General features: G+C 46.6%; 36 protein-coding genes. 5 read left to right on the top strand and 31 right to left on the bottom strand.

Annotated elements, in window-relative coordinates; all coding sequences use genetic code 11:
* The first annotated feature begins 1 nt into the window (after nucleotide 1).
* Genes D8Y20_RS04910 through rodA form a run of 3 tightly spaced genes read left to right on the top strand, consistent with a single transcriptional unit; the run spans nucleotide 2 to nucleotide 3,328 of the window.
* Nucleotides 2-388, top strand: a complete 387-nt coding sequence (locus D8Y20_RS04910) for a hypothetical protein (RefSeq protein WP_236075257.1) — start codon at nucleotides 2-4, stop codon at nucleotides 386-388.
* On the top strand, nucleotides 369-2,225 hold the full coding sequence (gene mrdA, locus D8Y20_RS04905; protein WP_121541926.1) for a penicillin-binding protein 2: 1,857 nt from the start codon (nucleotides 369-371) through the stop codon (nucleotides 2,223-2,225). The genes D8Y20_RS04910 and mrdA overlap by 20 nt, the downstream gene beginning before the upstream one ends.
* The gene (gene rodA, locus D8Y20_RS04900) at nucleotides 2,222-3,328 is read left to right on the top strand and encodes a rod shape-determining protein RodA (protein WP_121541925.1); all 1,107 of its coding nucleotides are present in this window, start codon (nucleotides 2,222-2,224) and stop codon (nucleotides 3,326-3,328) included. The genes mrdA and rodA overlap by 4 nt, the downstream gene beginning before the upstream one ends.
* Nucleotides 3,329-3,483: 155 nt before the next feature.
* Here the strand turns inward: rodA and D8Y20_RS04895 are convergent, their stop codons facing one another.
* Nucleotides 3,484-3,774 carry a hypothetical protein gene (locus D8Y20_RS04895; protein ID WP_121541924.1) on the bottom strand — a complete coding sequence of 97 codons (291 nt, stop codon included), beginning with the start codon at nucleotides 3,772-3,774 and terminating at the stop codon, nucleotides 3,484-3,486.
* Between the two features lie 161 nt (nucleotides 3,775-3,935).
* Here D8Y20_RS04895 and D8Y20_RS04890 point away from each other — a divergent pair, with 161 nt between their 5' ends.
* Both D8Y20_RS04890 and D8Y20_RS04885 read left to right on the top strand, forming a co-directional pair.
* Complete coding sequence (locus tag D8Y20_RS04890) at nucleotides 3,936-5,051, top strand: mechanosensitive ion channel family protein (RefSeq protein WP_201265531.1); 1,116 nt, start codon at nucleotides 3,936-3,938, stop codon at nucleotides 5,049-5,051.
* A 202-nt stretch (nucleotides 5,052-5,253) separates the two neighbouring features.
* The gene (locus D8Y20_RS04885) at nucleotides 5,254-5,808 is read left to right on the top strand and encodes a septation protein A (RefSeq protein WP_121541986.1); all 555 of its coding nucleotides are present in this window, start codon (nucleotides 5,254-5,256) and stop codon (nucleotides 5,806-5,808) included.
* Between the two features lie 431 nt (nucleotides 5,809-6,239).
* Here the strand turns inward: D8Y20_RS04885 and rplQ are convergent, their stop codons facing one another.
* From rplQ to rpsJ, 30 genes are all read right to left on the bottom strand, one after another.
* On the bottom strand, nucleotides 6,240-6,626 hold the full coding sequence (gene rplQ, locus D8Y20_RS04880; RefSeq protein WP_121541923.1) for a 50S ribosomal protein L17: 387 nt from the start codon (nucleotides 6,624-6,626) through the stop codon (nucleotides 6,240-6,242).
* 44 nt (nucleotides 6,627-6,670) lie between these two features.
* A complete protein-coding gene (locus D8Y20_RS04875; protein ID WP_121541922.1) occupies nucleotides 6,671-7,648 on the bottom strand; it encodes a DNA-directed RNA polymerase subunit alpha in 978 nt (325 codons plus the stop codon).
* A gap of 17 nt (nucleotides 7,649-7,665) precedes the next feature.
* On the bottom strand, nucleotides 7,666-8,295 hold the full coding sequence (gene rpsD / locus D8Y20_RS04870; protein WP_121541921.1) for a 30S ribosomal protein S4: 630 nt from the start codon (nucleotides 8,293-8,295) through the stop codon (nucleotides 7,666-7,668).
* 11 nt (nucleotides 8,296-8,306) lie between these two features.
* Nucleotides 8,307-8,711, bottom strand: coding sequence for a 30S ribosomal protein S11 (gene rpsK, locus D8Y20_RS04865; protein WP_121541920.1), 405 nt, complete (start codon nucleotides 8,709-8,711; stop codon nucleotides 8,307-8,309).
* 11 nt (nucleotides 8,712-8,722) lie between these two features.
* Nucleotides 8,723-9,091, bottom strand: a complete 369-nt coding sequence (gene rpsM, locus D8Y20_RS04860) for a 30S ribosomal protein S13 (RefSeq protein ID WP_121541919.1) — start codon at nucleotides 9,089-9,091, stop codon at nucleotides 8,723-8,725.
* Between the two features lie 11 nt (nucleotides 9,092-9,102).
* Nucleotides 9,103-9,216 carry a 50S ribosomal protein L36 gene (gene rpmJ, locus D8Y20_RS04855; RefSeq protein WP_100266064.1) on the bottom strand — a complete coding sequence of 38 codons (114 nt, stop codon included), beginning with the start codon at nucleotides 9,214-9,216 and terminating at the stop codon, nucleotides 9,103-9,105.
* Between the two features lie 53 nt (nucleotides 9,217-9,269).
* Nucleotides 9,270-9,488, bottom strand: coding sequence for a translation initiation factor IF-1 (infA, locus tag D8Y20_RS04850; protein WP_121541918.1), 219 nt, complete (start codon nucleotides 9,486-9,488; stop codon nucleotides 9,270-9,272).
* Between the two features lie 38 nt (nucleotides 9,489-9,526).
* Nucleotides 9,527-10,162, bottom strand: coding sequence for an adenylate kinase (locus D8Y20_RS04845; RefSeq protein WP_121541917.1), 636 nt, complete (start codon nucleotides 10,160-10,162; stop codon nucleotides 9,527-9,529).
* Entirely contained in the window at nucleotides 10,162-11,499 is a 1,338-nt protein-coding gene (gene secY, locus D8Y20_RS04840; protein WP_121541916.1) for a preprotein translocase subunit SecY, read from the bottom strand. Before secY ends, D8Y20_RS04845 begins: the two co-directional genes overlap by 1 nt.
* 3 nt (nucleotides 11,500-11,502) lie before the next feature.
* Complete coding sequence (rplO, locus tag D8Y20_RS04835; protein ID WP_121541915.1) at nucleotides 11,503-11,955, bottom strand: 50S ribosomal protein L15; 453 nt, start codon at nucleotides 11,953-11,955, stop codon at nucleotides 11,503-11,505.
* A gap of 2 nt (nucleotides 11,956-11,957) precedes the next feature.
* Nucleotides 11,958-12,149: a 50S ribosomal protein L30 gene (gene rpmD / locus D8Y20_RS04830; RefSeq protein ID WP_018284026.1), complete on the bottom strand. Its 192-nt coding sequence runs from the start codon at nucleotides 12,147-12,149 to the stop codon at nucleotides 11,958-11,960.
* 26 nt (nucleotides 12,150-12,175) lie between these two features.
* Nucleotides 12,176-12,655 (bottom strand): 30S ribosomal protein S5, encoded by a 480-nt coding sequence (rpsE, locus tag D8Y20_RS04825; protein WP_121541914.1) that lies wholly within the window; start codon nucleotides 12,653-12,655, stop codon nucleotides 12,176-12,178.
* 10 nt (nucleotides 12,656-12,665) lie between these two features.
* A complete protein-coding gene (gene rplR, locus D8Y20_RS04820) occupies nucleotides 12,666-13,019 on the bottom strand; it encodes a 50S ribosomal protein L18 (RefSeq protein WP_121541913.1) in 354 nt (117 codons plus the stop codon).
* Between the two features lie 67 nt (nucleotides 13,020-13,086).
* On the bottom strand, nucleotides 13,087-13,620 hold the full coding sequence (gene rplF, locus D8Y20_RS04815; protein ID WP_121541912.1) for a 50S ribosomal protein L6: 534 nt from the start codon (nucleotides 13,618-13,620) through the stop codon (nucleotides 13,087-13,089).
* An 8-nt stretch (nucleotides 13,621-13,628) separates the two neighbouring features.
* Nucleotides 13,629-14,027, bottom strand: coding sequence for a 30S ribosomal protein S8 (gene rpsH / locus D8Y20_RS04810; RefSeq protein ID WP_201265539.1), 399 nt, complete (start codon nucleotides 14,025-14,027; stop codon nucleotides 13,629-13,631).
* A gap of 10 nt (nucleotides 14,028-14,037) precedes the next feature.
* Nucleotides 14,038-14,223 carry a type Z 30S ribosomal protein S14 gene (locus D8Y20_RS04805; RefSeq protein WP_018288158.1) on the bottom strand — a complete coding sequence of 62 codons (186 nt, stop codon included), beginning with the start codon at nucleotides 14,221-14,223 and terminating at the stop codon, nucleotides 14,038-14,040.
* Nucleotides 14,224-14,236: 13 nt separating this feature from the next.
* On the bottom strand, nucleotides 14,237-14,776 hold the full coding sequence (rplE, locus tag D8Y20_RS04800) for a 50S ribosomal protein L5 (protein WP_121541910.1): 540 nt from the start codon (nucleotides 14,774-14,776) through the stop codon (nucleotides 14,237-14,239).
* Nucleotides 14,777-14,787: 11 nt separating this feature from the next.
* On the bottom strand, nucleotides 14,788-15,117 hold the full coding sequence (gene rplX / locus D8Y20_RS04795) for a 50S ribosomal protein L24 (protein WP_121541909.1): 330 nt from the start codon (nucleotides 15,115-15,117) through the stop codon (nucleotides 14,788-14,790).
* 24 nt (nucleotides 15,118-15,141) lie between these two features.
* Nucleotides 15,142-15,510, bottom strand: coding sequence for a 50S ribosomal protein L14 (gene rplN / locus D8Y20_RS04790; protein ID WP_121541908.1), 369 nt, complete (start codon nucleotides 15,508-15,510; stop codon nucleotides 15,142-15,144).
* 12 nt (nucleotides 15,511-15,522) lie between these two features.
* A complete protein-coding gene (rpsQ, locus tag D8Y20_RS04785; RefSeq protein WP_121541907.1) occupies nucleotides 15,523-15,789 on the bottom strand; it encodes a 30S ribosomal protein S17 in 267 nt (88 codons plus the stop codon).
* 13 nt (nucleotides 15,790-15,802) lie between these two features.
* Nucleotides 15,803-16,000: a 50S ribosomal protein L29 gene (gene rpmC, locus D8Y20_RS04780; RefSeq protein WP_121541906.1), complete on the bottom strand. Its 198-nt coding sequence runs from the start codon at nucleotides 15,998-16,000 to the stop codon at nucleotides 15,803-15,805.
* A complete protein-coding gene (rplP, locus tag D8Y20_RS04775) occupies nucleotides 15,997-16,419 on the bottom strand; it encodes a 50S ribosomal protein L16 (RefSeq protein ID WP_121541905.1) in 423 nt (140 codons plus the stop codon). Before rplP ends, rpmC begins: the two co-directional genes overlap by 4 nt.
* Nucleotides 16,420-16,434: 15 nt before the next feature.
* Entirely contained in the window at nucleotides 16,435-17,085 is a 651-nt protein-coding gene (gene rpsC / locus D8Y20_RS04770) for a 30S ribosomal protein S3 (RefSeq protein WP_121541904.1), read from the bottom strand.
* A gap of 12 nt (nucleotides 17,086-17,097) precedes the next feature.
* A complete protein-coding gene (gene rplV, locus D8Y20_RS04765; protein WP_121541903.1) occupies nucleotides 17,098-17,439 on the bottom strand; it encodes a 50S ribosomal protein L22 in 342 nt (113 codons plus the stop codon).
* Nucleotides 17,440-17,444: 5 nt separating this feature from the next.
* Complete coding sequence (rpsS, locus tag D8Y20_RS04760; protein WP_121541902.1) at nucleotides 17,445-17,723, bottom strand: 30S ribosomal protein S19; 279 nt, start codon at nucleotides 17,721-17,723, stop codon at nucleotides 17,445-17,447.
* Nucleotides 17,724-17,731: 8 nt separating this feature from the next.
* Nucleotides 17,732-18,562 carry a 50S ribosomal protein L2 gene (gene rplB, locus D8Y20_RS04755; RefSeq protein WP_121541901.1) on the bottom strand — a complete coding sequence of 277 codons (831 nt, stop codon included), beginning with the start codon at nucleotides 18,560-18,562 and terminating at the stop codon, nucleotides 17,732-17,734.
* A 3-nt stretch (nucleotides 18,563-18,565) separates the two neighbouring features.
* On the bottom strand, nucleotides 18,566-18,865 hold the full coding sequence (rplW, locus tag D8Y20_RS04750; RefSeq protein ID WP_121541900.1) for a 50S ribosomal protein L23: 300 nt from the start codon (nucleotides 18,863-18,865) through the stop codon (nucleotides 18,566-18,568).
* The gene (gene rplD / locus D8Y20_RS04745; RefSeq protein ID WP_121541899.1) at nucleotides 18,862-19,485 is read right to left on the bottom strand and encodes a 50S ribosomal protein L4; all 624 of its coding nucleotides are present in this window, start codon (nucleotides 19,483-19,485) and stop codon (nucleotides 18,862-18,864) included. The genes rplW and rplD overlap by 4 nt, the downstream gene beginning before the upstream one ends.
* 1 nt (nucleotide 19,486) lies before the next feature.
* On the bottom strand, nucleotides 19,487-20,119 hold the full coding sequence (gene rplC, locus D8Y20_RS04740; RefSeq protein WP_121541898.1) for a 50S ribosomal protein L3: 633 nt from the start codon (nucleotides 20,117-20,119) through the stop codon (nucleotides 19,487-19,489).
* Nucleotides 20,120-20,132: 13 nt separating this feature from the next.
* Nucleotides 20,133-20,441, bottom strand: coding sequence for a 30S ribosomal protein S10 (rpsJ, locus tag D8Y20_RS04735; protein ID WP_121541985.1), 309 nt, complete (start codon nucleotides 20,439-20,441; stop codon nucleotides 20,133-20,135).
* Nucleotides 20,442-20,449: the final 8 nt, after the last annotated feature.

Here is a 20,449-nt window from a genome sequence, read left to right as displayed (position 1 = left end):
CTTGCTTGCCCTTATAGGGATCAGTTTCAATCTGGCTTTTTCCACCACTATGAGTCAACCGGACTGGGCATTGGCACTGCTGCTCGCCAGCCTGCTTGCACACCGAAACAACTGGCTCTGGGTACTACCCTGCGCCCTGATCCATGATTTAATTCTGTATTGGTCATTTGGCACCATGGCACTTGTTTTGGCAATCATTCCATTGGCGATGATTTACCTGGACCACCATCTTGGAGCCGGTCTCCCTCAACGCATCGTACTGATGCTCGCTGCAATAGCAGTTTTGCCAGCACTGGGATGGGATATTCAGGCATCATTGCTAACGCTATGTCTGTGCGTACCTGTTTGGCATCTATTGACGAGGCAATATGCTCAACAAGCAGCTTGAAACCCGTCAGCGCTTTAATGTGCGCATGGTTTGTTTTTTTGCAGCCACGCCTGTTTTCCTGGGCCTGCTGCTGTTTCAAATCATGCAACTGCAATGGTTTGAACATGAAAAATATCAATTGCAGGCAGATCAAAATCGCCTGAACATCATTCCCCTCTTACCAGTCAGAGGTGAAATCATTGATGCCCAGGGCAAAGGTCTGGCTATTAATCACATTGATTACAGAGTTACATTGATTCCGGAAAGGGTCAAAGACCTTGATGCAACGCTGCATACACTTGCTCAAGCCCTGCACTGGACAGATGATAAAGTCCGTCTGCTACACAAACGTATTAAGCACACCCGTCCGGATCGATCCGTTTTACTGGATGACAAGCTAAAATGGTCGGATGTATCACCTCTCTCAGCCCGACTACACCACTACCCCGGCATCAACGTAGAAGCTGGCAGTTATCGCCAATATCCCTTTGCAGAACTCACCTCACATATCATTGGCTATCTTTCACTGGCCAACGCAGGGGATGTGGATGATGGATTCTTACCATCTGAATTCATTGGACGCACCGGCATAGAAAAATCATTTGAGACCTCGTTACATGGACACCTGGGTCACCAGCGTGAAGAGGTTGATGCCCTTGGACGCCGCATTGCGGTCATCAACAGTAAACCACCCATCATGGGAGAAACCATTCAACTGGCTCTGGATACCGATATCCAACAAGCTGCTTCCGATGCGCTTGGGGAGCGCACCGGTGCCGTGGTCGTTATGGATGTTCACTCCGGCGGCGTTATTGCCTTGCTAAGCAAGCCCGGTTACGACACCAACCGGTTCATTACCGGGCTTGAATCAGCGCAATGGCAATCCTGGCTGAATAATCCTGAAAAACCGCTACTAAACCGTGCCACACAGGCAGCCTACCCTCCAGCTTCGACGTTCAAATTGGTGACCGGCCTGGCTGGTCTTGATCACGGCTCCCATCTGGCAGAAGGATCATCATTTTGCCCCGGTTATATTGAGTTCTCAGACCGCAAATTGCATTGCTGGAAACGACGTGGTCATGACAGCGTCAACTTACATAAGGCACTGGTAGAATCTTGTGACGTCTATTTTTATCAACTGGCAGACCAGCTTGGCATGGGCATCATCAGTGATACAGCTCAAGCGTGGGGCCTGGGTGAAAAAACACAAATTGATCTGGCTCCCGAATCACGTGGCATTATTCCGGCTCAAAGCCCTTATATGATGGCCGCCATCAAAAACACCCAGAGCCGGCGCAAGAAATGGTTTCGCGGTGAAACCATGATCACCGGCATCGGGCAGGGCGCCTTAACAACCACACCTTTGCAGATCGCACGCCTGGCTGCCGCCATTGCCAATGGAGGCTCTATTCTTAAACCGCAGGTATTGGCACACATACCGGCAGAGGTCTTGCATCAGGTCAAGGTGAAACCTGAACATCTTCAGATGATCCGCTCCGCCATGCGTGATGTAGTATTGAGCAATAAAGGAACCGCCCACAGGGCCCTCAACAAAGCAGTTTGGACATCGGCAGGAAAGACGGGCACAGCACAGGTCATTAAGCTTTCTAAAAATAAATCAATCGATAAAGATATCCTACGGCATCATAAAGATCACGCCTGGTTCATGGGCTATGCTCCTTATGAGAATCCTCAAATTGCCATTGCTGTATTTGTTGAACATGGTGGCCACGGCGGTAGCGATGCAGCCCCTGTTGCAGCAGCAGTCATTCAGGCCATGGCTACAAAACAAGCCCGCGCATCTGATGCACAGGTAAACAACAAACCTCTAATCCGTAAACCAGGATCAGACTCATGAAACGTGCACTCTGCTCTCTCGATTGGATTCTGCTTGCAAGCCTGTTAAGTCTGGCTGCTTTAGGGCTATGCGTACTTTATGCCGCCGTATATCAGGGCGATATGGGCCTGTGGCAAAAGCAATTGATATTCTGGGGCGCAGGGATGACAGGCTTTCTTATCCTCTGCTTTGTACCGTTGAGGTTCTTAGGGTTGGTGAGCTGGCCAATGTATAGCATCGGCCTCTTACTGCTGATGCTGATTCCACTCATTGGAGATGTGCACATGGGCGCACGGCGCTGGCTGGATATCGGATTCACCAATCTTCAACCATCAGAAATTATGAAGTGGGCGATGATGTTTGTGTTGGCAAGCTGGTTTGCTACGCGCGAAGCCAGAGGATTTGTCAATATTGGCACCCCCTTACTACTGGTTGCCGTACCAGCAGCACTGATCCTCTCCCAACCGGACCTTGGCACGACGCTGGTACTGTTATTCGCGACCGTCGCACTGCTCATTGCCGCAGGTCTGCCATGGCGCATATTCGCAGCAGCTCTCGTACTTGGCATAGCTTCACTGCCCGTGCTCTGGCATTTCATGCATGATTATCAGAAGCAACGCGTACTTACCCTGCTAGATCCCCAATCAGATCCATTAGGAGCTGGTTACCATGTCATTCAATCAAGTATTGCGATCGGTTCCGGTGGCCTGTTTGGCAAAGGATTTCTACAGGGCACACAAGCACGTTTACACTTTCTCCCCGAGCAACATACCGACTTCATTTTCTCTGTACTGGCTGAGGAGGGTGGGCTAATTGCTGTCATCCTGTTGCTTGGTCTCTATGCCACCTTAATTTCACGCATTCTGTTAATTGCCCAACGCGCCCACAGTCGCTTTGCCTCGATGTTGTGCATTGGTATTGCCTCAATATTCACCCTCTACATCACCGTGAATATCGGCATGGTATCCGGCATCTTTCCTGTTGTTGGTTTGCCGCTACCCTTTATCAGCTATGGCGGTTCAGCACTGGTAACCATGCTTGCAGCTCTCGGCCTTGTTATGCGTGTAGCCATTGAATCATATGAGAAAATTCCCTGGCAGCGCCCCGGCAGTCCGCTGGCATAGCTAACTACAGAGACACAGCTAGAAGGGTAATCGAAGAAGAATCAGAAACCTGTAATAGGTATTCAATACAACACCGAAAGAAACAGGATACTGCGGTTGCAATAGCCATGCTGCATTAGCTCTCTGCCTTCGTGGTGATACTTTTGTATGAAAAACTAGCGCAGTAGCGGCCCATCAAGAAAACTAAGTTCATCCCAGATGCTGGACGGATTACCTTCAGCATCCCGAAATTTCAGGTTTTGACGTTTTGGAACCAGCCTGTGCGCACGCCCATAACTATCTTCCTGTACATCACAGCCATCATCTGATGAAAGGATCATCAGCCCTTCTTCGGGCAACAAATCGGTGACTTCGTACTCTTCATCCAAATAACGTACGCGTCGCCCGATCAATCGAGCTAACGCATCATTGTCTTCAATCATTGCCTGCATTGCCGATTCGGCCATAGCCTTACTCCTTCCCTTCCATGAAACACATCACCAGCATAGAAAGGCTCCTCACAATCGTCAATAACAACTGCCAGTCCCTGCCAGTCCCCCTTGCCTGTAGTACACACTAGCGCAGGCTGGAGTAGTCGTTATCATCCTGCGTGTTTGTAGGAGAAATGATGAACACACTTTGGCCGAATAACTTGATTGAAACGAGCTGGTTTGAAATGACCTGGCTTGATATTACTCTGGCGCACTGGCTGTTAGCCATCACAGCGCTGTTTATAACCATTGTTGCACAGCGCTATATCGTCAAACTGTTTCATAATATTGCACAAAAGATCACTTCCCGCACAGAAACTCAGCTCGATAATGTCTTGCTTGAAGCCGCTGAACGGCCCGGAAGCATGTTAATCTTTGTCATTGGCACATTGATTTCGGTACACCTGCTTAATCCACCTGCCGAAACTTTTCCTATCATCGAGCTATTCGATAGTGCCGGTCGCATCGTCAGCATCTTTATTGGTGTATGGTTTTTATGGCGCTTACTCGAAGGACTGTCTGCATATTTTACTGAACGGGCCAAAGAAACCGAATCATCTCTGGATGACCAACTCGTACCCTTCATCGCCAAAACACTCAAAGTATTTCTTGTATTGACCGCTGTACTGGTTATTGCACAAAACATGGGCTACTCGATTTCAGGCCTGATTGCTTCACTTGGCATTGGTGGCATCGCCATCGCCATGGCCGCAAAAGACACTATCTCTAATATTTTCGGCTCTATCATGATTCTCGTTGATCGCCCCTTCATGGTTGGCGACTGGATTAAAACGGCCGAGTTTGAAGGCGTTGTACAAGAGGTAGGCTTCCGTTCCACCCGTATTCGCACCTTTGAACGTACGTTGGTCAATGTACCCAACTCGGCACTGGCCAATATGGTCATTGATAACATTGATGGCCGTAGTGAGCGCCGTATCAGCATGCGCCTTGGCTTGACCTACGATACCACACCAGCGCAAATGAGGGCTGCCATCGCCGGGATTGAAGAGATTCTGCGCAATCACCCGGGAGTGGATCAAAGTTACAAACTGGTAAAATTTGATGAGTTTGATGCATCATCGCTATCTATTTTCCTCTACTATTTCTCCAGCAGCAAAGTGTGGGCAGATTACCTGCAAGTGCGTCAGGAAGTGAATTTACTAATCATGGATCTGCTTGAAGAGATGAATTTGGAGTTTGCATTCCCTACCCGCACCCTGCATATCGATAGTGGCGCTATTAACGCCTCATAAGCCGGTATCCAACCTGGGCACCCGAAGAAAATATATCTTTTAGCTGGCTATCATGAGGTAACAGGGTAATAGATCAATGTTGTACAGAGGATAACAATTCAACAATTAGGCAACGAAGAGGCGCGTCGGAACATTTCCTGCAGCAATTACGCAACCCCATCATAACTTGGCAACTGGCAACACTTGTGGTCGTATGCTGATTATGAAAATGATGTTTGATTTCCTTCCCGTAGTACTATTCTTTGTCGTCTATAAGATGGTGGATATTTATGCTGCCACAGCTGTGCTGATCGCAGCCTGCGCTGTTCAAACCATTGCTCATCGATTGATGAAAGGCAGCTTTGAAAAATCGCATGTCATTACACTGGTATTGGTCGCCATCTTTGGTGGCTTAACGCTCTATCTGCAAGATGAGAATTTTATCAAGTGGAAGCCAACAGCCATCAACTGGTTATTTGCAGTGATTTTCGTTGGTTCCCAATTTATCGGTGAGAAAACGATTATTGAACGTATGATGGGATCAACCATTACCCTGCCTTCACAGGTATGGACGAAGCTCAATATCGCATGGGCGCTGTTCTTCGTTGCACTTGGCGCACTCAACATTTACGTCGCCTTCTCATTCGATACCGACACCTGGGTGAATTTCAAACTGTTTGGTCTGATGGGGCTCACCTTCGCATTTATCATCATGCAAAGCATTTATCTCATGCCCTACCTCAAAGAAGCCAGCGATACGGACAAGCCAGAATCATAAATAAGCTTGCCCTTGATATATCTATAAACGGTTTCGTTAAGCTAGTCTTGTCATCCCATCAACAAACAACATTTGTTTGTACTGCATGACATCATAAAAGAGACTGAGCAAACCACCTGAAAGCTCTTATCAAGGTAGCAAATTCGCTATGCACCTAATCCACAATTGCCTAAACAACGCGATGTGGTTTATCTTCAATGCTTCTGTGTGCCCCCATAAAATCGATCTAAGTAGATCCGGTTACGCTCGCAATAAATCAATGGGTTCAGACGCGATTGATCTGCATGACATACCGAAAAGGTCAAACACAGCAGAAAAAACTTTAATATAACAAGAATGAATACTACTCATTAGGTGATTCCTATAGAGGGGAAATTAAAGCAAAAAAAAGGCCCCGCCGAAGCGGAGCCTTTAAATGTTTAGATATTTAGTTAAGCAGCTTCTTCTTCAGCTACAGAACCAACCTGATCAACCAACTCGATGATTGCCATTGGAGCAGCATCACCGGCACGGTAACCAGTTTTGATGATGCGGGTGAATCCACCAACACGATCAGAACAAGCTGTTGCTACATCACCGAACAAGTGATCCACGATTGGACGATAACGAAGCTTAGCAAGCGCCTGACGGCGGGCATGCAAGTCACCACGTTTACCCAAAGTGATCAATTTTTCTACGTATGGACGCAATACTTTAGCTTTTGTTTCAGTTGTTTCGATGCGACCATGGGTCAACAATGCTGTTGCAAGGTTTGCCAATAGTGCGCGACGATGGCCAGATACCAGGCCTAGGGAACCACGATGTTTACGATGTCTCATCTGTCTTTTCCTCTTTTAAATCTTAGATCAATTTATGTTGAAACTTAAGCTTCCAGCGCTTCCGCATCATCTTGCGGTGGCCAGTTGGTCAGTTCCATGCCGAGCTCAAGTCCCATGTTTTCCAACACTTCTTTGATCTCATTCAATGATTTACGTCCGAAGTTCGGTGTACGCAACATTTCCTGCTCGTTACGCTGTACCAGATCACCAACACGGAACACATCATCAGACTTCAGGCAGTTCATAGAACGTACTGACAGGTCAAGGTGTTCGATAGGCTGCGCAAGCAATGTTTCCAGACCATCATCGGTATCTTCTTCAACAACAGCTTCATGCACTGCCGAGAAATCAACAAATACTGCTAACTGCTGTTCAAAAATAGCAGCCGCTGCGTTGATTGCTTCTTGCGGAGTCAATGAACCATTTGTTTCAATTTCCATGATGAGTTTGTCGTAGTTGGTACGTTGACCAACACGAGCAGAATCAACACGGGTAGCTACACGGCGAATAGGAGAGAATGACGCATCAACCAATAGAGAACCAACTGCGCGTTCTTCAATTTCACGTTCACTTGCCGCATCATAACCACGACCCTTTTCTACAGTAGCTTCAACTTTAAGAGCGCCATCATTGTTCAGATGCGCCAGAACCAACTCAGGGTTCAGAATCATCAAACCAGCCGGACACTGAATATCACCGGCAGTAACAATGGAAGTACCTTTAACATCTAAAGTGATGGTAGAAGCGTCATCACCTTCCATGCGAATATCAAGTTCTTTCAGTGTAAGGAGGATGTCCATGACATCTTCACGTACGCCCTTGATAGTATCATATTCATGCGCAACACCATCAAAAGTAACAGATGTTACAGCTGCTCCCGGCAGTGATGACAGCAGCATACGACGCAGACTGTTACCAATAGTAGTTCCATAACCACGTTCTAGTGGTTCAAATACGATCTTTGCAGATCGGCCTGGGACTTTCTCTTCAACGCTGATATTACGCGGATTAATCAATTGCATGAAAGGATCCTCAATGATTACTTAGAATATAGTTCGACAATCAGCTGTTCACGGATGTTCTGATCCAGCTGATCACGAGCTGGAAGCTCACGATATGTACCCTGACGAGTTGGAAGATCTACATCCATCCATTCAGCAGTACCACGGTTACCTGATGCTTCAGCAGCAGCGTTGATGCGCAGATGTTCTTTAGCTGCGTCAACAAGCTCCAAACGGTTGCCTGGTTTAACGCTTAGTGAAGGGATATTGGCAATTTTACCATTTACCTTAACCAGCTTATGGCGAACAATTTGACGTGCTTCAGTACGTGAAGATGCCAGACCCATGCGATAAATCACATTGTCCAAGCGAGATTCAATCAACTGCAACAAGTTCAAACCAGTAATACCATCCAAACGGTCAGCTTCTTTGAAGTAGCTCAGGAACTGTTTTTCCTGCAAACCGTAGATACGTTTTACTTTCTGTTTTTCGCGCAACTGCAGACCGTAGTCTGATACCTTGGTGCGACGGTTTTGGCCGTGCATACCAGGTGCGTAAGGACGACGTTCAATCGGACATTTGTCCGAGTGACATTTGCTGCCCTTGATATAAAGTTTTTCGCCTTCACGTCGGCATAAGCGACATTTGGCTTCCAAATAACGTGCCATCTAATAAACTCCTAAACGCGGCGGCGCTTAGGCGGCCGGCATCCATTATGTGGGATCGGGGTAACATCACGAATTGTAGTTACGTTAAGGCCAACTGCGGCAATTGCACGCAATGCAGACTCACGACCGCTACCAGGACCACGAACCAATACAGAACAGTTCTTCACACCATGATCGATTGCTTTGCGAGCAGCTTCTTCAGCCGCAACCTGCGCTGCAAATGGAGTGCTCTTACGTGATCCTTTGAAACCGGAAGCGCCACTGGTTGCCCAGCAAATTGCGTTACCCGCATCATCAGTAAATGTAATAATTGTATTGTTAAAGCTAGCTTTGATATGAACAACAGCGTTGGCAATGTTCTTGCGAACGCGCTTCTTGTTACTGGCAGCTTTAACAGATTTTTTAGGTGCAGCCATGCTTTATTCCCCTACTTCTTCTTGCCAGCAACTGTACGGCGAGGGCCTTTAGCAGTGCGAGCATTTGTTTTACTGCGCTGACCACGAACAGGTAGACCTTTACGATGGCGCAAACCACGGTAACAACCCAGATCGGTCAAACGTTTGATATTCATAGTTACTTCACGACGAAGGTCACCTTCGACATTGAAGTCCGTATCAATAACGCTACGAATTTTATCAACATCACCATCGGTCAGATCTTTCACGCGCATTTCTGCACTGATGCCTGCCTTGGTTAGAATCTGCTTTGAACTGGTCAAACCAATACCAAAGATATAAGTCAACGCAATTTCAACGCGTTTATGAGTCGGAATATTTACACCGGCAATACGAGCCACTTGAAGCCTCCTTAACCCTGACGCTGTTTATGACGTGCATTTTCGCAGATAATACGAACAACGCCTTTACGACGAATTACACGACATTTATTACACATTTTTTTAACTGATGCACGGACTTTCACGCCTGGCACCTCCTACAATCAACTAAATCGGGAACCGATTATTTTTGTGGTAACTATTTCTCGCGGTAACTGATACGACCACGCGACAAATCGTAAGGTGAAATTTCCACCGTCACTTTGTCACCAGGCAATATGCGAATATAATATTTACGCATTTTTCCGGAAATTGTGCACAATAGTTCATGCTCATTTTCCAACTTAACTTTAAACATAGCATTTGGAAGCTTTTCAACAACTTCCCCTGACATTTCAATAATATCTTCTTTTGCCATGCTGTGTCTCTACCACCTATATGTTTAACAAATCAATCTTAAACAATCTTATTTAATGCAGCATACACTGCATCCATTTCGCCACCGGCATCAAGCTTAAAGAACCCTTCCTGGTGCTGATAATAATCTAGCAACGGTCTGGTCTGTTCCTGATACACACGCAAGCGATTGGCAATTACATCTTCGCGATCATCTTCGCGTTGATACAACTCACCACCACAGCGATCGCAGCACCCTGATTTTAGGGGCGGCGAATACTGCCTATGAAATCCAAAACCGCAAGCCCTACAAATCAATCGCCCACAAAGACGTTTAATCAAGTTCTCTTCAGGTGCATCCATGAAGATAGTGCGATCAATTTTCAAACTGTGTTTAGCCAGCATTGAAGCCAATGCCTCAGCCTGTGCAACGTTGCGTGGGAAACCATCCAGTAAAAAACCTGAAGCATCACTATCAACGATTTTGTCTTCAATCATGGCAACCACAACATCATCTGGAACTAACTTTCCAGCATCCATGTACGTTTTGGCTTTCAGGCCGGCCTGAGTCTCTTCACGCACAGCTGCACGCAAGATGTCACCCATCGCCAGATGATCCAGATTCTTTTCAGATGCAACCTTCTCACCCTGTGTGCCTTTACCAACGCCAGGAGGTCCAAACAGAATAATATTCATCACTTACCTGTTTTGAGACGTGCTTTTTTCATCAAGCCTTCATACTGATGGCTCATAAGATGCGACTGAATCTGTCCCATGGTATCCATGGTCACAACCACAACAATCAATAGTGATGTACCACCAAAATAGAACGGCACAGACAACTCTGAAATTAACCACTCAGGTAGAAGACAAACCAGACTCACATATGCAGCACCTACAACAGTGATACGCGTGAGCACATTATCCACATAGTCAGCAGTCTTCTTCCCGGGACGAATACCCGGAATGAACCCGCCATTTTTCTTCAGGTTATCCGCAGTATCCTTAGGATTGAATACGATCGCTGTATAGAAGAAGCAGAAGAACACCACAAGTGCAGTAAAGATCAGCATATACAACCATGCGCCTGGTGAAAGAATCGCAGAGAGATCACCCAACCATGAAAAGCCTTCGGAGTTCTTGGTAAACTGTGCAAATGTAGCAGGCAACAGAATCAAAGAAGACGCGAAAATCGGAGGAATTACGCCTGCAGTATTCACTTTCAGCGGCAGGAAGGAGGACTTACCACCATACAAACGATTACCAACCTGACGTTTAGCATATTGGATTGGGATGCGACGTTGTGCACGTTCAAACCAAACCACCAAGGCAGTTACCAGCAATGTCATCGCAAACAGTAATAACACAGTAAATGGTGAATATTCCCCAGTACGTGCCAATTCCAGGGTGCCACCAACAGCAGCAGGAAGACCAGCGGCAATACCCGCAAAAATGATCAATGAGATACCGTTACCAATGCCACGTTCGGTGATCTGTTCGCCAACCCACATCAGGAACATAGTACCTGATACAAGTGTAACAACCGTCATCGCTCTGAACGCAAGGCCCGGATCGATCACAACCGATTGTCCTGCAACCGTAAACTGTTCCAGCCCAATAGAAATACCGATAGCCTGGAAGGTTGCCAAAAACAGCGTGCCGTAACGGGTGTACTCGGTAATCTTACGACGACCGGATTCACCTTCTTTCTTTAACTGCTCAAGCTTAGGCGAAACAACAGTCATCAACTGAATGATAATAGAAGCCGAAATATATGGCATGATACCCAGTGCAAAAATAGTCAGCCTGGATAGCGCTCCACCGGAGAACATATCAAACATGCCCAGTAATGAACCCTGAGCCTGACTAAAGAACTGCGCCAGAATACCTGCATCAATACCCGGCACTGGAATATGTGCTCCAATGCGGAATACAACCAGCATTCCAAGTGTGAACAGAATACGACTTTTCAGCTCAGGAATTTTCCCAATATTGCCAAAGCCGCCCATAGCGCCTGATGACGGATTGGCCATTATTTACGCCTTAGCCGATTGTTTAACGCTACCACCGGCAGCTTCAACTTTAGCAACTGCACTTGCAGAGGCAGCTGTAACTGAAACAGTTAGTTTTTTGGCAGTAAGCTCGCCACCAGCCAATAGCTTGATGGTGTCCACTGCATTACGTACATAGCCAGCTTCATACAACGCTGCGGCATCAACATTTGAACCATCAGCAAAACCGTTTAATTTATCCAGGTTAACAACCTGAAAATCGTTATCTTTCAACGGAGTAAAACCACGTTTAGGAACACGACGAATCAATGGCATCTGGCCGCCTTCAAACCCACGCGCAACCTTGCCGCCTGAACGAGACTTTTGACCTTTATGACCACGACCACCGGTTTTACCGTTGCCCGTAGCAATGCCCTGGCCTTTGCGCTTGCGCGTAAAACGAGAACCTTCGTCTGATTTCAAATCATTCAAATCCATTGTTACTCTCCAGACTCAATACGTACGAGGTGTTTAATTTTATTAACCATGCCGCGTACTGAAGGGGTATCTTCAAGCTCTACAACCTGGTGCATACGGCGTAAACCTAAACCCACCAATGTAGCTCTTTGATCTTTGGCATATCCGATGCCGCTTTTAATCTGACGGACACGAATAGTATCTTTGCTAGCCATCTCTAACTCCTAATTCTGTTGGGTGCTTACGCAGACTTGCCACGACGAGCAGCAATCTGCTCCGGGCTTTGCAGCGATTTCAAACCATTAAATGTAGCACGAACGGTGTTCACAGCATTGCGAGAACCCTGTGATTTAGTCAAAATATCTTTGATTCCAGCAGCATCAAGCACAGCACGTACTGCAGAGTTGGCAATAACGCCGGTACCTTCAGATGCAGGTTTGATCATGATGCGGCTCGCATCCTGAATACCAGTAACCTGATAATGGATGGTATCGCCTTTACGCGGTACGTGAATCAAAGACTTTTTAGCAATATCACATGCTTTACGAATAGCTTCAGGTACTTCTTTTGCTTTGGCATGACCAAAACCAACATGGCCGTTACCATCGCCAACAACCATCAAAGCTGAAAAGCTCATACGACGACCACCAGAGGTAGTCTTAGCAATACGGTTAATGGTGATCAGTTTTTCTGTCAGATCCAATTCTTCTGCGTTGATCATCTATAATCTCCTAGAACTTCAAGCCGGCAGCGCGAGCGCCTTCAGCTAATGCCTGTACACGGCCATGATATGCGAAACGACCACGGTCAAACGCAACAACACTTACACCAGCTTCAAGTGCACGTTCAGCGATCAGTTTACCAACAGCTTCAGCACCTGTTTTGTTACCACCAGCCTTAACACTTGCATCCAGGCTGGACGCTGCTGCCAAGGTTGTGCCATTGGCATCATCAATCACTTGAGCATACACATGGCGCGCTGAGCGAAAAATGCTTAAACGCAAGCGACCACTTGCTTTTACACGCGAACGCACTTTACGAGCACGACGCACAGCACCATTGTTTTCATAACGTTTTAGAGCCATTTACCTATCTCCTGCTGATCCTGAATTCATCAGAACCAGGACAATAAATCTGTAATGCAAAGAAAGCTTACGCTTTCTTACCTTCCTTCGATGCTACGTATTCACCAACATAGCGCACACCTTTGCCTTTATAAGGCTCTGGCGGACGGAAAGCACGAATTTCTGCAGCCACTTGGCCAACTTTCTGCTTATCAATACCGCTTACAGTAATGATGCTTTTATCTACCGCTGCAGCAACACCATCCGGTAATGCATAGACAACCGGATGAGAAAAACCAAGCGACAGGTTCAGGCTTGAGCCCTGAGACTGAGCACGATAACCAACACCACGCAACTCAAGCTTCTTCTCAAAACCAGTAGTGACACCAATAATATTATTAGCAATCAACATACGGGCCAAACCATAAAAAGACTTCGTTTTTTTGGTTTCAAGGTCTGCACACAGTACAGATAATGTAGCGCCTTCCTGCTCAACAGTAATATCTTTGAACAGTGGTGAACTTAGCTCACCCTTAGCACCCTTAACAGTGACGGAGTCACTATGCACAGATACTTCAACACCTGTGGGGATAGTAATAGTTTCTTTACCAACGCGTGACATATCTTACCTCAAAAGACCGTACAAAGAACTTCGCCGCCAACATGTGCAGCACGAGCGTTCTTGTCAGTCATAATTCCCTTCGATGTACTGATCAATGCAATACCATAACCATTCTTAACACGAGGAACTTCATCAGCAGGTGCATATACACGACGTCCGGACTTGGACACACGAGTGATCTCCTGAATAATTGCCTTGCCTTCATCATCATAACGAAGCGTCATGCGAAGAAAACGATGACCTTTATGGTTATAGGCCTTTACTGCGCCAATGTAACCTTCTTCTTTAAATACTTCTGCCATAGACAAAAGTGTATTACTTGCTGGCATTTCAATGCGTTCAATTCCAGCTTGTTGTGCGTTGCGAATACGCGTCAACATATCGGCTATACGATCCATCATCATAATATAATTCCTCTCACCAGCTCGACTTGACCATGCCAGGAATTTCTCCGGCAAGGGCGTGCTTACGCAGGCAGATACGGCACATGCCAAGCTTACGATACACTGAATGTGGGCGACCACACAGTTGGCAACGCGTATAAGCGCGAACTTTGAATTTTGGTTTGCGATTGCATTTTGCAATCATTCTTTTCGAAGCCATGCTTATAGCCCTCTTAAGTGCGGAACGGCATGCTGAATTTCTTCAACAACGCACGTCCTTCATCATTGGTATTGGCACTGGTACAAATAGTGATATCCATACCGCGTACTTTGTCCACTTTATCATATTCGATTTCAGGAAAGATAATCTGTTCCTTAATGCCCATAGTGTAATTACCACGGCCATCGAATGCTTTAGGTGAAACACCTTTAAAGTCACGGATACGCGGCAATGCCACATTCACCAGACGGTCAAGGAATTCCCACATCTGATCGCCGCGCAATGTAACACGACAACCTACAGGCATACCATCACGTAGTTTGAAGTTTGCAATAGACTTGCGTGCACGTGTAACCACTGGTTTCTGACCAGTGATTGCGGTCATGTCAGTCAATGCGCCTTCAATCAACTTAGAGTTCTGAGAAGCTTCACCACAACCCATATTCACAACAATCTTAGTAATTGCTGGAATCTGCATTGGATTGGTATAAGCAAACTCTTCTTTCATAGCTGGTGCTATGGTGTCTTTATATATCTCTTTCAAACGAGCCATCGTTGAATCTCCTAGCTATCCAGCACTTCACCGCAAGCGCGGCAGGTGCGGACTTTACGGCCATCTTCAAGCGTTTTCACGCCAAGACGTACACCGGCTTTACATTTGGAACAAAAGTACTGCACATTAGAAACATCCAATGCAGCTTCTTTTTCAATAATGCCACCGCTGCTGTTCTGGGTTTGACGTGTGTGACGTTTAATCATGTTCACTTTAGATACCAGAACGCTACCGTCTGATTTCATTACACGAATCACTTTACCGCGAGCGCCTTTGTCACGCCCTGCAATCACTACCACTTCATCATCTCTGCGTAGTCTGGTTTTCACCATATCAGTCATCTCTCTATCGCCTCACTTATCCGCTTACAATACTTCTGGAGCCAGGGAGACAATTTTCATATATCCCTTGCTGCGAAGTTCGCGGGTCACTGGGCCAAAAATACGTGTACCAAGTGGTTCATTCTGTTTGGAAAGTAATACTGCTGCGTTTTCATCAAAACGAATCGATGAACCGTCAGTACGACGAAACTCTTTAGCAGTGCGAACAACAACAGCACGCTGAACTTCGCCTTTCTTTACTTTACCATTTGGCATGGCTTCTTTTACAGCCACTACAATAACATCACCAACGCTTGCATAACGACGCTTAGAGCCGCCAATCACCTTGATGCATTTAACGCGTTTCGCGCCTGAGTTATCTGCAACCTGCAGTACGGTTTCTGTTTGAATCATAGCAAAACCCCCTTACAGCTGTTCAGCACGAGTCAAGACAGTTTCCAACACAAAACGCTTACGGCGTGAAATGGGAGCTGACTCGATGATGCGTACAGTGTCACCGATGTTGCAGGTGTTTTCAGCGTCATGTGCCATATATTTTTTATGTGAACGGATCGTCTTGCGGTAACGTGGGTGTAAAAACTTACGTTCAACCTGCACAATGACAGTCTGCTCAGCTTTATTACTAACTACTACACCTTCCAGGGTGCGCTTGTTACTTGATGCTTCGGACATTTCGTATAGCTCCTTAGCTGCGCTCAGCCAGAATGGTTTTAATACGTGCAATCTCGCGACGTACCTGGCCAACACGGGCCGTATTGTTTAACTGCATGGTAGCTCTCTGGAAACGCAGTTTCATATGCTCTGCACCCAACTCGTCCATACGCTCTTTCAAGTCCGACTCATTCATCGAACGTAGATCTTTTGCATTCTTTGTATCGCTCATCGTCCTACTCCGCGTTCGACGATCTTAGTACGAATCGGCAATTTTGAAGCCGCAAGTTCCAATGCGCCGTGCGCTGTTTCTTCGTCAACACCATCCATTTCAAAAAGGATACGGCCAGCTTTCACTGCAGCAACCCAATACTCTGGATTTCCTTTACCTTTACCCATACGAACTTCGGCAGGTTTCTTGGAAACAGGCAGATCTGGAAACACACGAATCCAAACACGACCCTGACGTTTCATGTGACGGTTAATAGTAATACGTGCCGCTTCAATCTGACGCGCAGTAATACGAGCTGGTTCCATAGCCTTCAGACCATACTGGCCGAAGTTCAAGCTAGCGCCACGTGGACTTTTGCCACGAATGCGTTGAAGCTCTTTATGATGCTTACGCCAGCGGATTTTTTTAGGTTGCAACATGGTAACTAATCCTCTTTATGCGTTATCAGTTTCAGTATTGCCAAGCTTAATGCCATTGAATACCCAAACTTTAATACCAATAATACCGTAGGTGGTATTGGCTTCAGCAAAACCATAATCAACATCTGCACGCAATGTATGCAATGGAACGCGACCTTCACGGTACCATTCAGTACGAGCAATTTCAGCACCACCCAAACGACCGGCACAGTTGATACGAACACCTTTCACACCCATACGCATAGCGCTTTGGACTGCACGCTTCATAGCGCGACGGAAAGCCACACGACGTTCCAGCTGAAAGGCAACATTTTCTGCAATCAATTGCGCTTCTGCTTCAGGGCGACGAACTTCAACAATAAACACTTGAACTTCACGACCGAACTGTTGAACCAATTCGCGGCGTACTGCATCAATTTCAGCACCTTTCTTACCGATCACAACACCAGGGCGTGAGGTATGAACTGTTACTTTAATCTTGTCAGCAGGGCGCTCGATGATAATACGAGAAACACCGGCATGCTTAAGGCGGGCCTTAACATAACGACGCAACTTGATATCTTCACGCAGCTGCTCACCAAAGTTCTTGTCACTTGCGTACCAGACAGATTCCCAACCACGGGTAATGCCGACACGGAAGCCAATTGGATTTACTTTTTGTCCCATCTCAGATCCCCTTTAACCGCGTTCACTGACAGAAACTGCCAGGTGAGAGTGACGGTGAAAACGTTGACGCATACGGCCCATACCTTTCGGACGGTAACGCTTCAATGTCATACCGGCATTAGCTGTAGCTGTGGATACAAACAATGAATCCACATCCAAGCCATGGTTCTGCTCGGCATTGGCGATCGCTGATTTCAACACCTTTTCAAACAGGCGTGCCGATTTCTTTGGTGACAAGGCCAATACGGCCAAAGCACGTTCAACATTAAGACCACGGATGGCAGTAGCCATCAAGCGAGCCTTTTGCGGGCTGATGCGGCTGTTTTTATGCAGCGCACGAACTTCTTCAGACATGCTTCTTACCTCTTCCTAGCCTTTTTATCTGCACCGTGACCATAATAGGTACGGGTAGGCGAAAATTCACCTAACTTGTGACCAACCATATTCTCACTAACGAACACAGGAATAAACTTGTGACCGTTGTGAACCGCAAAGTTCATTCCCACGAATTCAGGGGAAATTGTTGAGCGGCGAGACCATGTTTTGATCACGCTTTTCTTTTCAGCACCTAGAGCTGCATCAACCTTCTTTTGCAGGGATGCCTCAATGTAAGGACCTTTTTTTAATGAACGAGCCATGTCCTACCTCACTTCTGATTGCGACGGCGAATAATATCACGATTCGACGCCTTGTTCTTAGCACGGGTCTTATGACCCTTGGTTGGTACACCCCAAGGTGTTACCGGATGACGACCACCTGATGTACGGCCTTCACCACCACCATGTGGATGATCCACTGGGTTCATGGCAACACCACGAACGTTTGGACGTACACCCAACCAGCGTGAACGACCTGCTTTACCAACCTTACGGTTAGAATGATCAGAGTTACCCATCACACCAATAGTGGCAAGACAACGTAGATCAACACGACGAAATTCGCCGGAAGGCATTTTGAGAATCGCTTTACCATTCTCTTTACCCATCAATTGAATGGAAGCGCCAGCACTGCGAGCCATTTGGCCGCCCTTAGCAGGCTTCATTTCAACATTGTGAACCTGTGTACCAACACGAATGCTGGACAAAGGAAGCGTGTTACCTGGACGGATTTCCGCATCCGGGCCACTACTCACAATATCACCAGCACGTAAACCCTGGGGAGCCAGGATATAACGCTTTTCACCATTGCTGAAAACAACCAATGCGATGTGCGCTGTGCGGTTCGGATCATACTCAACGCGCGACACCTTACCTTCAATACCGAAATTGTCACGCTTGAAATCAACCATGCGGTAAAGACGCTTGTGTCCGCCGCCACGATGGGAGGATGTAACACGTCCATTATTGTTGCGTCCACCCGAACTGGTCAGACCTTTGGTCAAACTTTTTTCAGGTTCACCTTTGTGCAACTCTTCAGTTACAACACCGATACGACCACGATTGCCGTTAGTTGTTGGTTTTAATGCCTTCAATGCCATCGTTTATACCTCTTCAGCTATTTCGAGCGAATGCCCTTCAGCCAAACGAACTACAGCCTTACGATAACCTGAACGTGTGCCAGCATGCTGACCGCGACGTTTTGGTTTGCTTGGCATATTGATTACCTGAACTTTATCCACTTCTACTTCAAAAATTGCTTCAACAGCAGCTTTGACCTGAGTCTTGGATGCGTCACGAGCAATACGGAACGTGTACTGATTAGCATCGCCTGTACCTGCATAGCTTTTCTCAGTTACAACTGGTTCACGCAGAATGTCAAAATTATTAATGTTTGCACTCATGATAGACGCTCCTCGAGCTTATCTACCGCAGCTTCAGTTAAAATCACACGCTTGCTTTTCAACAGATCGTGGATTGTAACCTGGCCATCCAACACAACTTTAGTGTTTGGCACGTTACGACTAGACAGTTCAAGATTATTATTCTCTTCACCCAATACAATCAGGGCAGTGCTTGCTTCAAGTGATGTCATCACTTCGACAAAACCCTTGGTCTTAGTTTCAGCCAATTCGATTTTGTTTACTACAGTAACTTTGCCTGCACGAAGACAATCAGACAGCACCAGACACATTGCACGGCGGCGTTCTTTCTTATTGATACGAGACTCAAAAGAAGTGTTTGCCTGCGGTCCATGATGTGTACCACCATGACGCATCTGTGCAGCACGGGTAGTACCCTGACGCGCACGGCCAGTACCTTTCTGCTTGAATGGCTTTTTACCACCACCAGATACTTCTGAACAATCTTTTACTTTAGATGTACCTGCACGCTGAGCTGATGCCAGTGCTGCATATACACGATGCACAAAGCCGTCATCAGATTCCAGACCAAATACAGCTGGGTTCAAATCACGTGTACTTACTTCTTTATTTGCTTGATCTACAACAGAGATAGTTGACATATTACGCTCCCTTCACGGCAGGATGCAATTCAACTAGTCCGTTACGTGAACCAGGAACTGCTCCGCGAACAAGAATGCGATTCTGCTCTTCATCAACACGCACAACTTCGATATTCTGAGTTGTAATGCGCTTGTCGCCATAATGACCCGGCATTTTCTTGCCTGGGAATACACGGCCCGGCCACTGACACTGACCTGTAGAACCCATCTGACGATGAACTTTTTCAGCACCATGTGTAGCACGGCCACCGGCAAAGTCATAACGTTTCATAACACCGGCGAAACCACGACCTTTAGAGGTACCAGCAATATCAAGTTTCTGGCCGACTGCAAATATTGAAGCAGTAAGCGACTGTCCCAACTCATAATCAGCATCTGCAGCAACGCGAAACTCTTTAAGTCCGCCAGTTACTTCCTGACCCTGCTTGGCAAAGTGACCCTGCAAAGCACGTGAAGTAACACGTTTAGCTTTACCATATCCAACTTGAACAGCGTTATAACCATCTACGTCAGCATTGCGACGTGCAATAACCGTACACGGTTCAACATTCAGAACTGTTACAGCGACAGCAGAACCGTCTTCTGTAAAAATCTGAGTCATGCCCGCTTTCCGGGCGATTAATCCAACACTCATGATTGTCTCCCGATTATAGCTTGATCTCGACATCCACACCGGATGGCAAATCAAGTTTCATTAGTGCGTCAACGGTCTGTGGCGTTGGTTTATCAATGTCCAACAGACGTTTATGCGTACGGATCTCAAATTGCTCACGAGAATCCTTATATTTATGTGGTGATTTGATTACGCAGAACTTACGAATCCGGGTAGGAATCGGAATAGGTCCACGAACTTCTGCACCAGTGCGTTTTGCTGTAGCCACAATATCTGCCGCGCTCTTATCAAGAATGCGGTGATCGAAGGCTTTCAGGCGAATACGAATACTTTGAGTTGACACGTATACAG

The organism is Mariprofundus sp. EBB-1, assembly GCF_003665155.1.
Taxonomy (GTDB): domain Bacteria; phylum Pseudomonadota; class Zetaproteobacteria; order Mariprofundales; family Mariprofundaceae; genus Mariprofundus.
The sequence above is the reverse complement of the archived record's forward strand: the minus strand, read 5'-3'. Positions and strand labels throughout refer to the sequence as shown.

Bases quoted from the DNA above. Each gene is read 5' to 3' on its own strand.
- mrdA (WP_121541926.1), top strand. From the start codon at position 369: ATGCTCAACAAGCAGCTTGAAACCCGTCAGCGCTTTAATGTGCGCATG.
- rodA (WP_121541925.1), top strand. From the start codon at position 2,222: ATGAAACGTGCACTCTGCTCTCTCGATTGGATTCTGCTTGCAAGCCTG.
- D8Y20_RS04895 (WP_121541924.1), bottom strand. From the start codon at position 3,774: ATGGCCGAATCGGCAATGCAGGCAATGATTGAAGACAATGATGCGTTA.
- D8Y20_RS04890 (WP_201265531.1), top strand. From the start codon at position 3,936: ATGAACACACTTTGGCCGAATAACTTGATTGAAACGAGCTGGTTTGAA.
- D8Y20_RS04885 (WP_121541986.1), top strand. From the start codon at position 5,254: ATGAAAATGATGTTTGATTTCCTTCCCGTAGTACTATTCTTTGTCGTC.
- rplQ (WP_121541923.1), bottom strand. From the start codon at position 6,626: ATGAGACATCGTAAACATCGTGGTTCCCTAGGCCTGGTATCTGGCCAT.
- D8Y20_RS04875 (WP_121541922.1), bottom strand. From the start codon at position 7,648: ATGCAATTGATTAATCCGCGTAATATCAGCGTTGAAGAGAAAGTCCCA.
- rpsD (WP_121541921.1), bottom strand. From the start codon at position 8,295: ATGGCACGTTATTTGGAAGCCAAATGTCGCTTATGCCGACGTGAAGGC.
- rpsK (WP_121541920.1), bottom strand. From the start codon at position 8,711: ATGGCTGCACCTAAAAAATCTGTTAAAGCTGCCAGTAACAAGAAGCGC.
- infA (WP_121541918.1), bottom strand. From the start codon at position 9,488: ATGGCAAAAGAAGATATTATTGAAATGTCAGGGGAAGTTGTTGAAAAG.
- D8Y20_RS04845 (WP_121541917.1), bottom strand. From the start codon at position 10,162: ATGAATATTATTCTGTTTGGACCTCCTGGCGTTGGTAAAGGCACACAG.
- secY (WP_121541916.1), bottom strand. From the start codon at position 11,499: ATGGCCAATCCGTCATCAGGCGCTATGGGCGGCTTTGGCAATATTGGG.
- rplO (WP_121541915.1), bottom strand. From the start codon at position 11,955: ATGGATTTGAATGATTTGAAATCAGACGAAGGTTCTCGTTTTACGCGC.
- rpmD (WP_018284026.1), bottom strand. From the start codon at position 12,149: ATGGCTAGCAAAGATACTATTCGTGTCCGTCAGATTAAAAGCGGCATC.
- rpsE (WP_121541914.1), bottom strand. From the start codon at position 12,655: ATGATCAACGCAGAAGAATTGGATCTGACAGAAAAACTGATCACCATT.
- rplR (WP_121541913.1), bottom strand. From the start codon at position 13,019: ATGGCTCTAAAACGTTATGAAAACAATGGTGCTGTGCGTCGTGCTCGT.
- rplF (WP_121541912.1), bottom strand. From the start codon at position 13,620: ATGTCACGCGTTGGTAAAGAAACTATTACTATCCCCACAGGTGTTGAA.
- D8Y20_RS04805 (WP_018288158.1), bottom strand. From the start codon at position 14,223: ATGGCTTCGAAAAGAATGATTGCAAAATGCAATCGCAAACCAAAATTC.
- rplE (WP_121541910.1), bottom strand. From the start codon at position 14,776: ATGGCTCGTTTGAAAGAGATATATAAAGACACCATAGCACCAGCTATG.
- rplX (WP_121541909.1), bottom strand. From the start codon at position 15,117: ATGACTGATATGGTGAAAACCAGACTACGCAGAGATGATGAAGTGGTA.
- rplN (WP_121541908.1), bottom strand. From the start codon at position 15,510: ATGATTCAAACAGAAACCGTACTGCAGGTTGCAGATAACTCAGGCGCG.
- rpsQ (WP_121541907.1), bottom strand. From the start codon at position 15,789: ATGTCCGAAGCATCAAGTAACAAGCGCACCCTGGAAGGTGTAGTAGTT.
- rpmC (WP_121541906.1), bottom strand. From the start codon at position 16,000: ATGAGCGATACAAAGAATGCAAAAGATCTACGTTCGATGAATGAGTCG.
- rplP (WP_121541905.1), bottom strand. From the start codon at position 16,419: ATGTTGCAACCTAAAAAAATCCGCTGGCGTAAGCATCATAAAGAGCTT.
- rpsC (WP_121541904.1), bottom strand. From the start codon at position 17,085: ATGGGACAAAAAGTAAATCCAATTGGCTTCCGTGTCGGCATTACCCGT.
- rplV (WP_121541903.1), bottom strand. From the start codon at position 17,439: ATGTCTGAAGAAGTTCGTGCGCTGCATAAAAACAGCCGCATCAGCCCG.
- rpsS (WP_121541902.1), bottom strand. From the start codon at position 17,723: ATGGCTCGTTCATTAAAAAAAGGTCCTTACATTGAGGCATCCCTGCAA.
- rplB (WP_121541901.1), bottom strand. From the start codon at position 18,562: ATGGCATTGAAGGCATTAAAACCAACAACTAACGGCAATCGTGGTCGT.
- rplW (WP_121541900.1), bottom strand. From the start codon at position 18,865: ATGAGTGCAAACATTAATAATTTTGACATTCTGCGTGAACCAGTTGTA.
- rplD (WP_121541899.1), bottom strand. From the start codon at position 19,485: ATGTCAACTATCTCTGTTGTAGATCAAGCAAATAAAGAAGTAAGTACA.
- rplC (WP_121541898.1), bottom strand. From the start codon at position 20,119: ATGAGTGTTGGATTAATCGCCCGGAAAGCGGGCATGACTCAGATTTTT.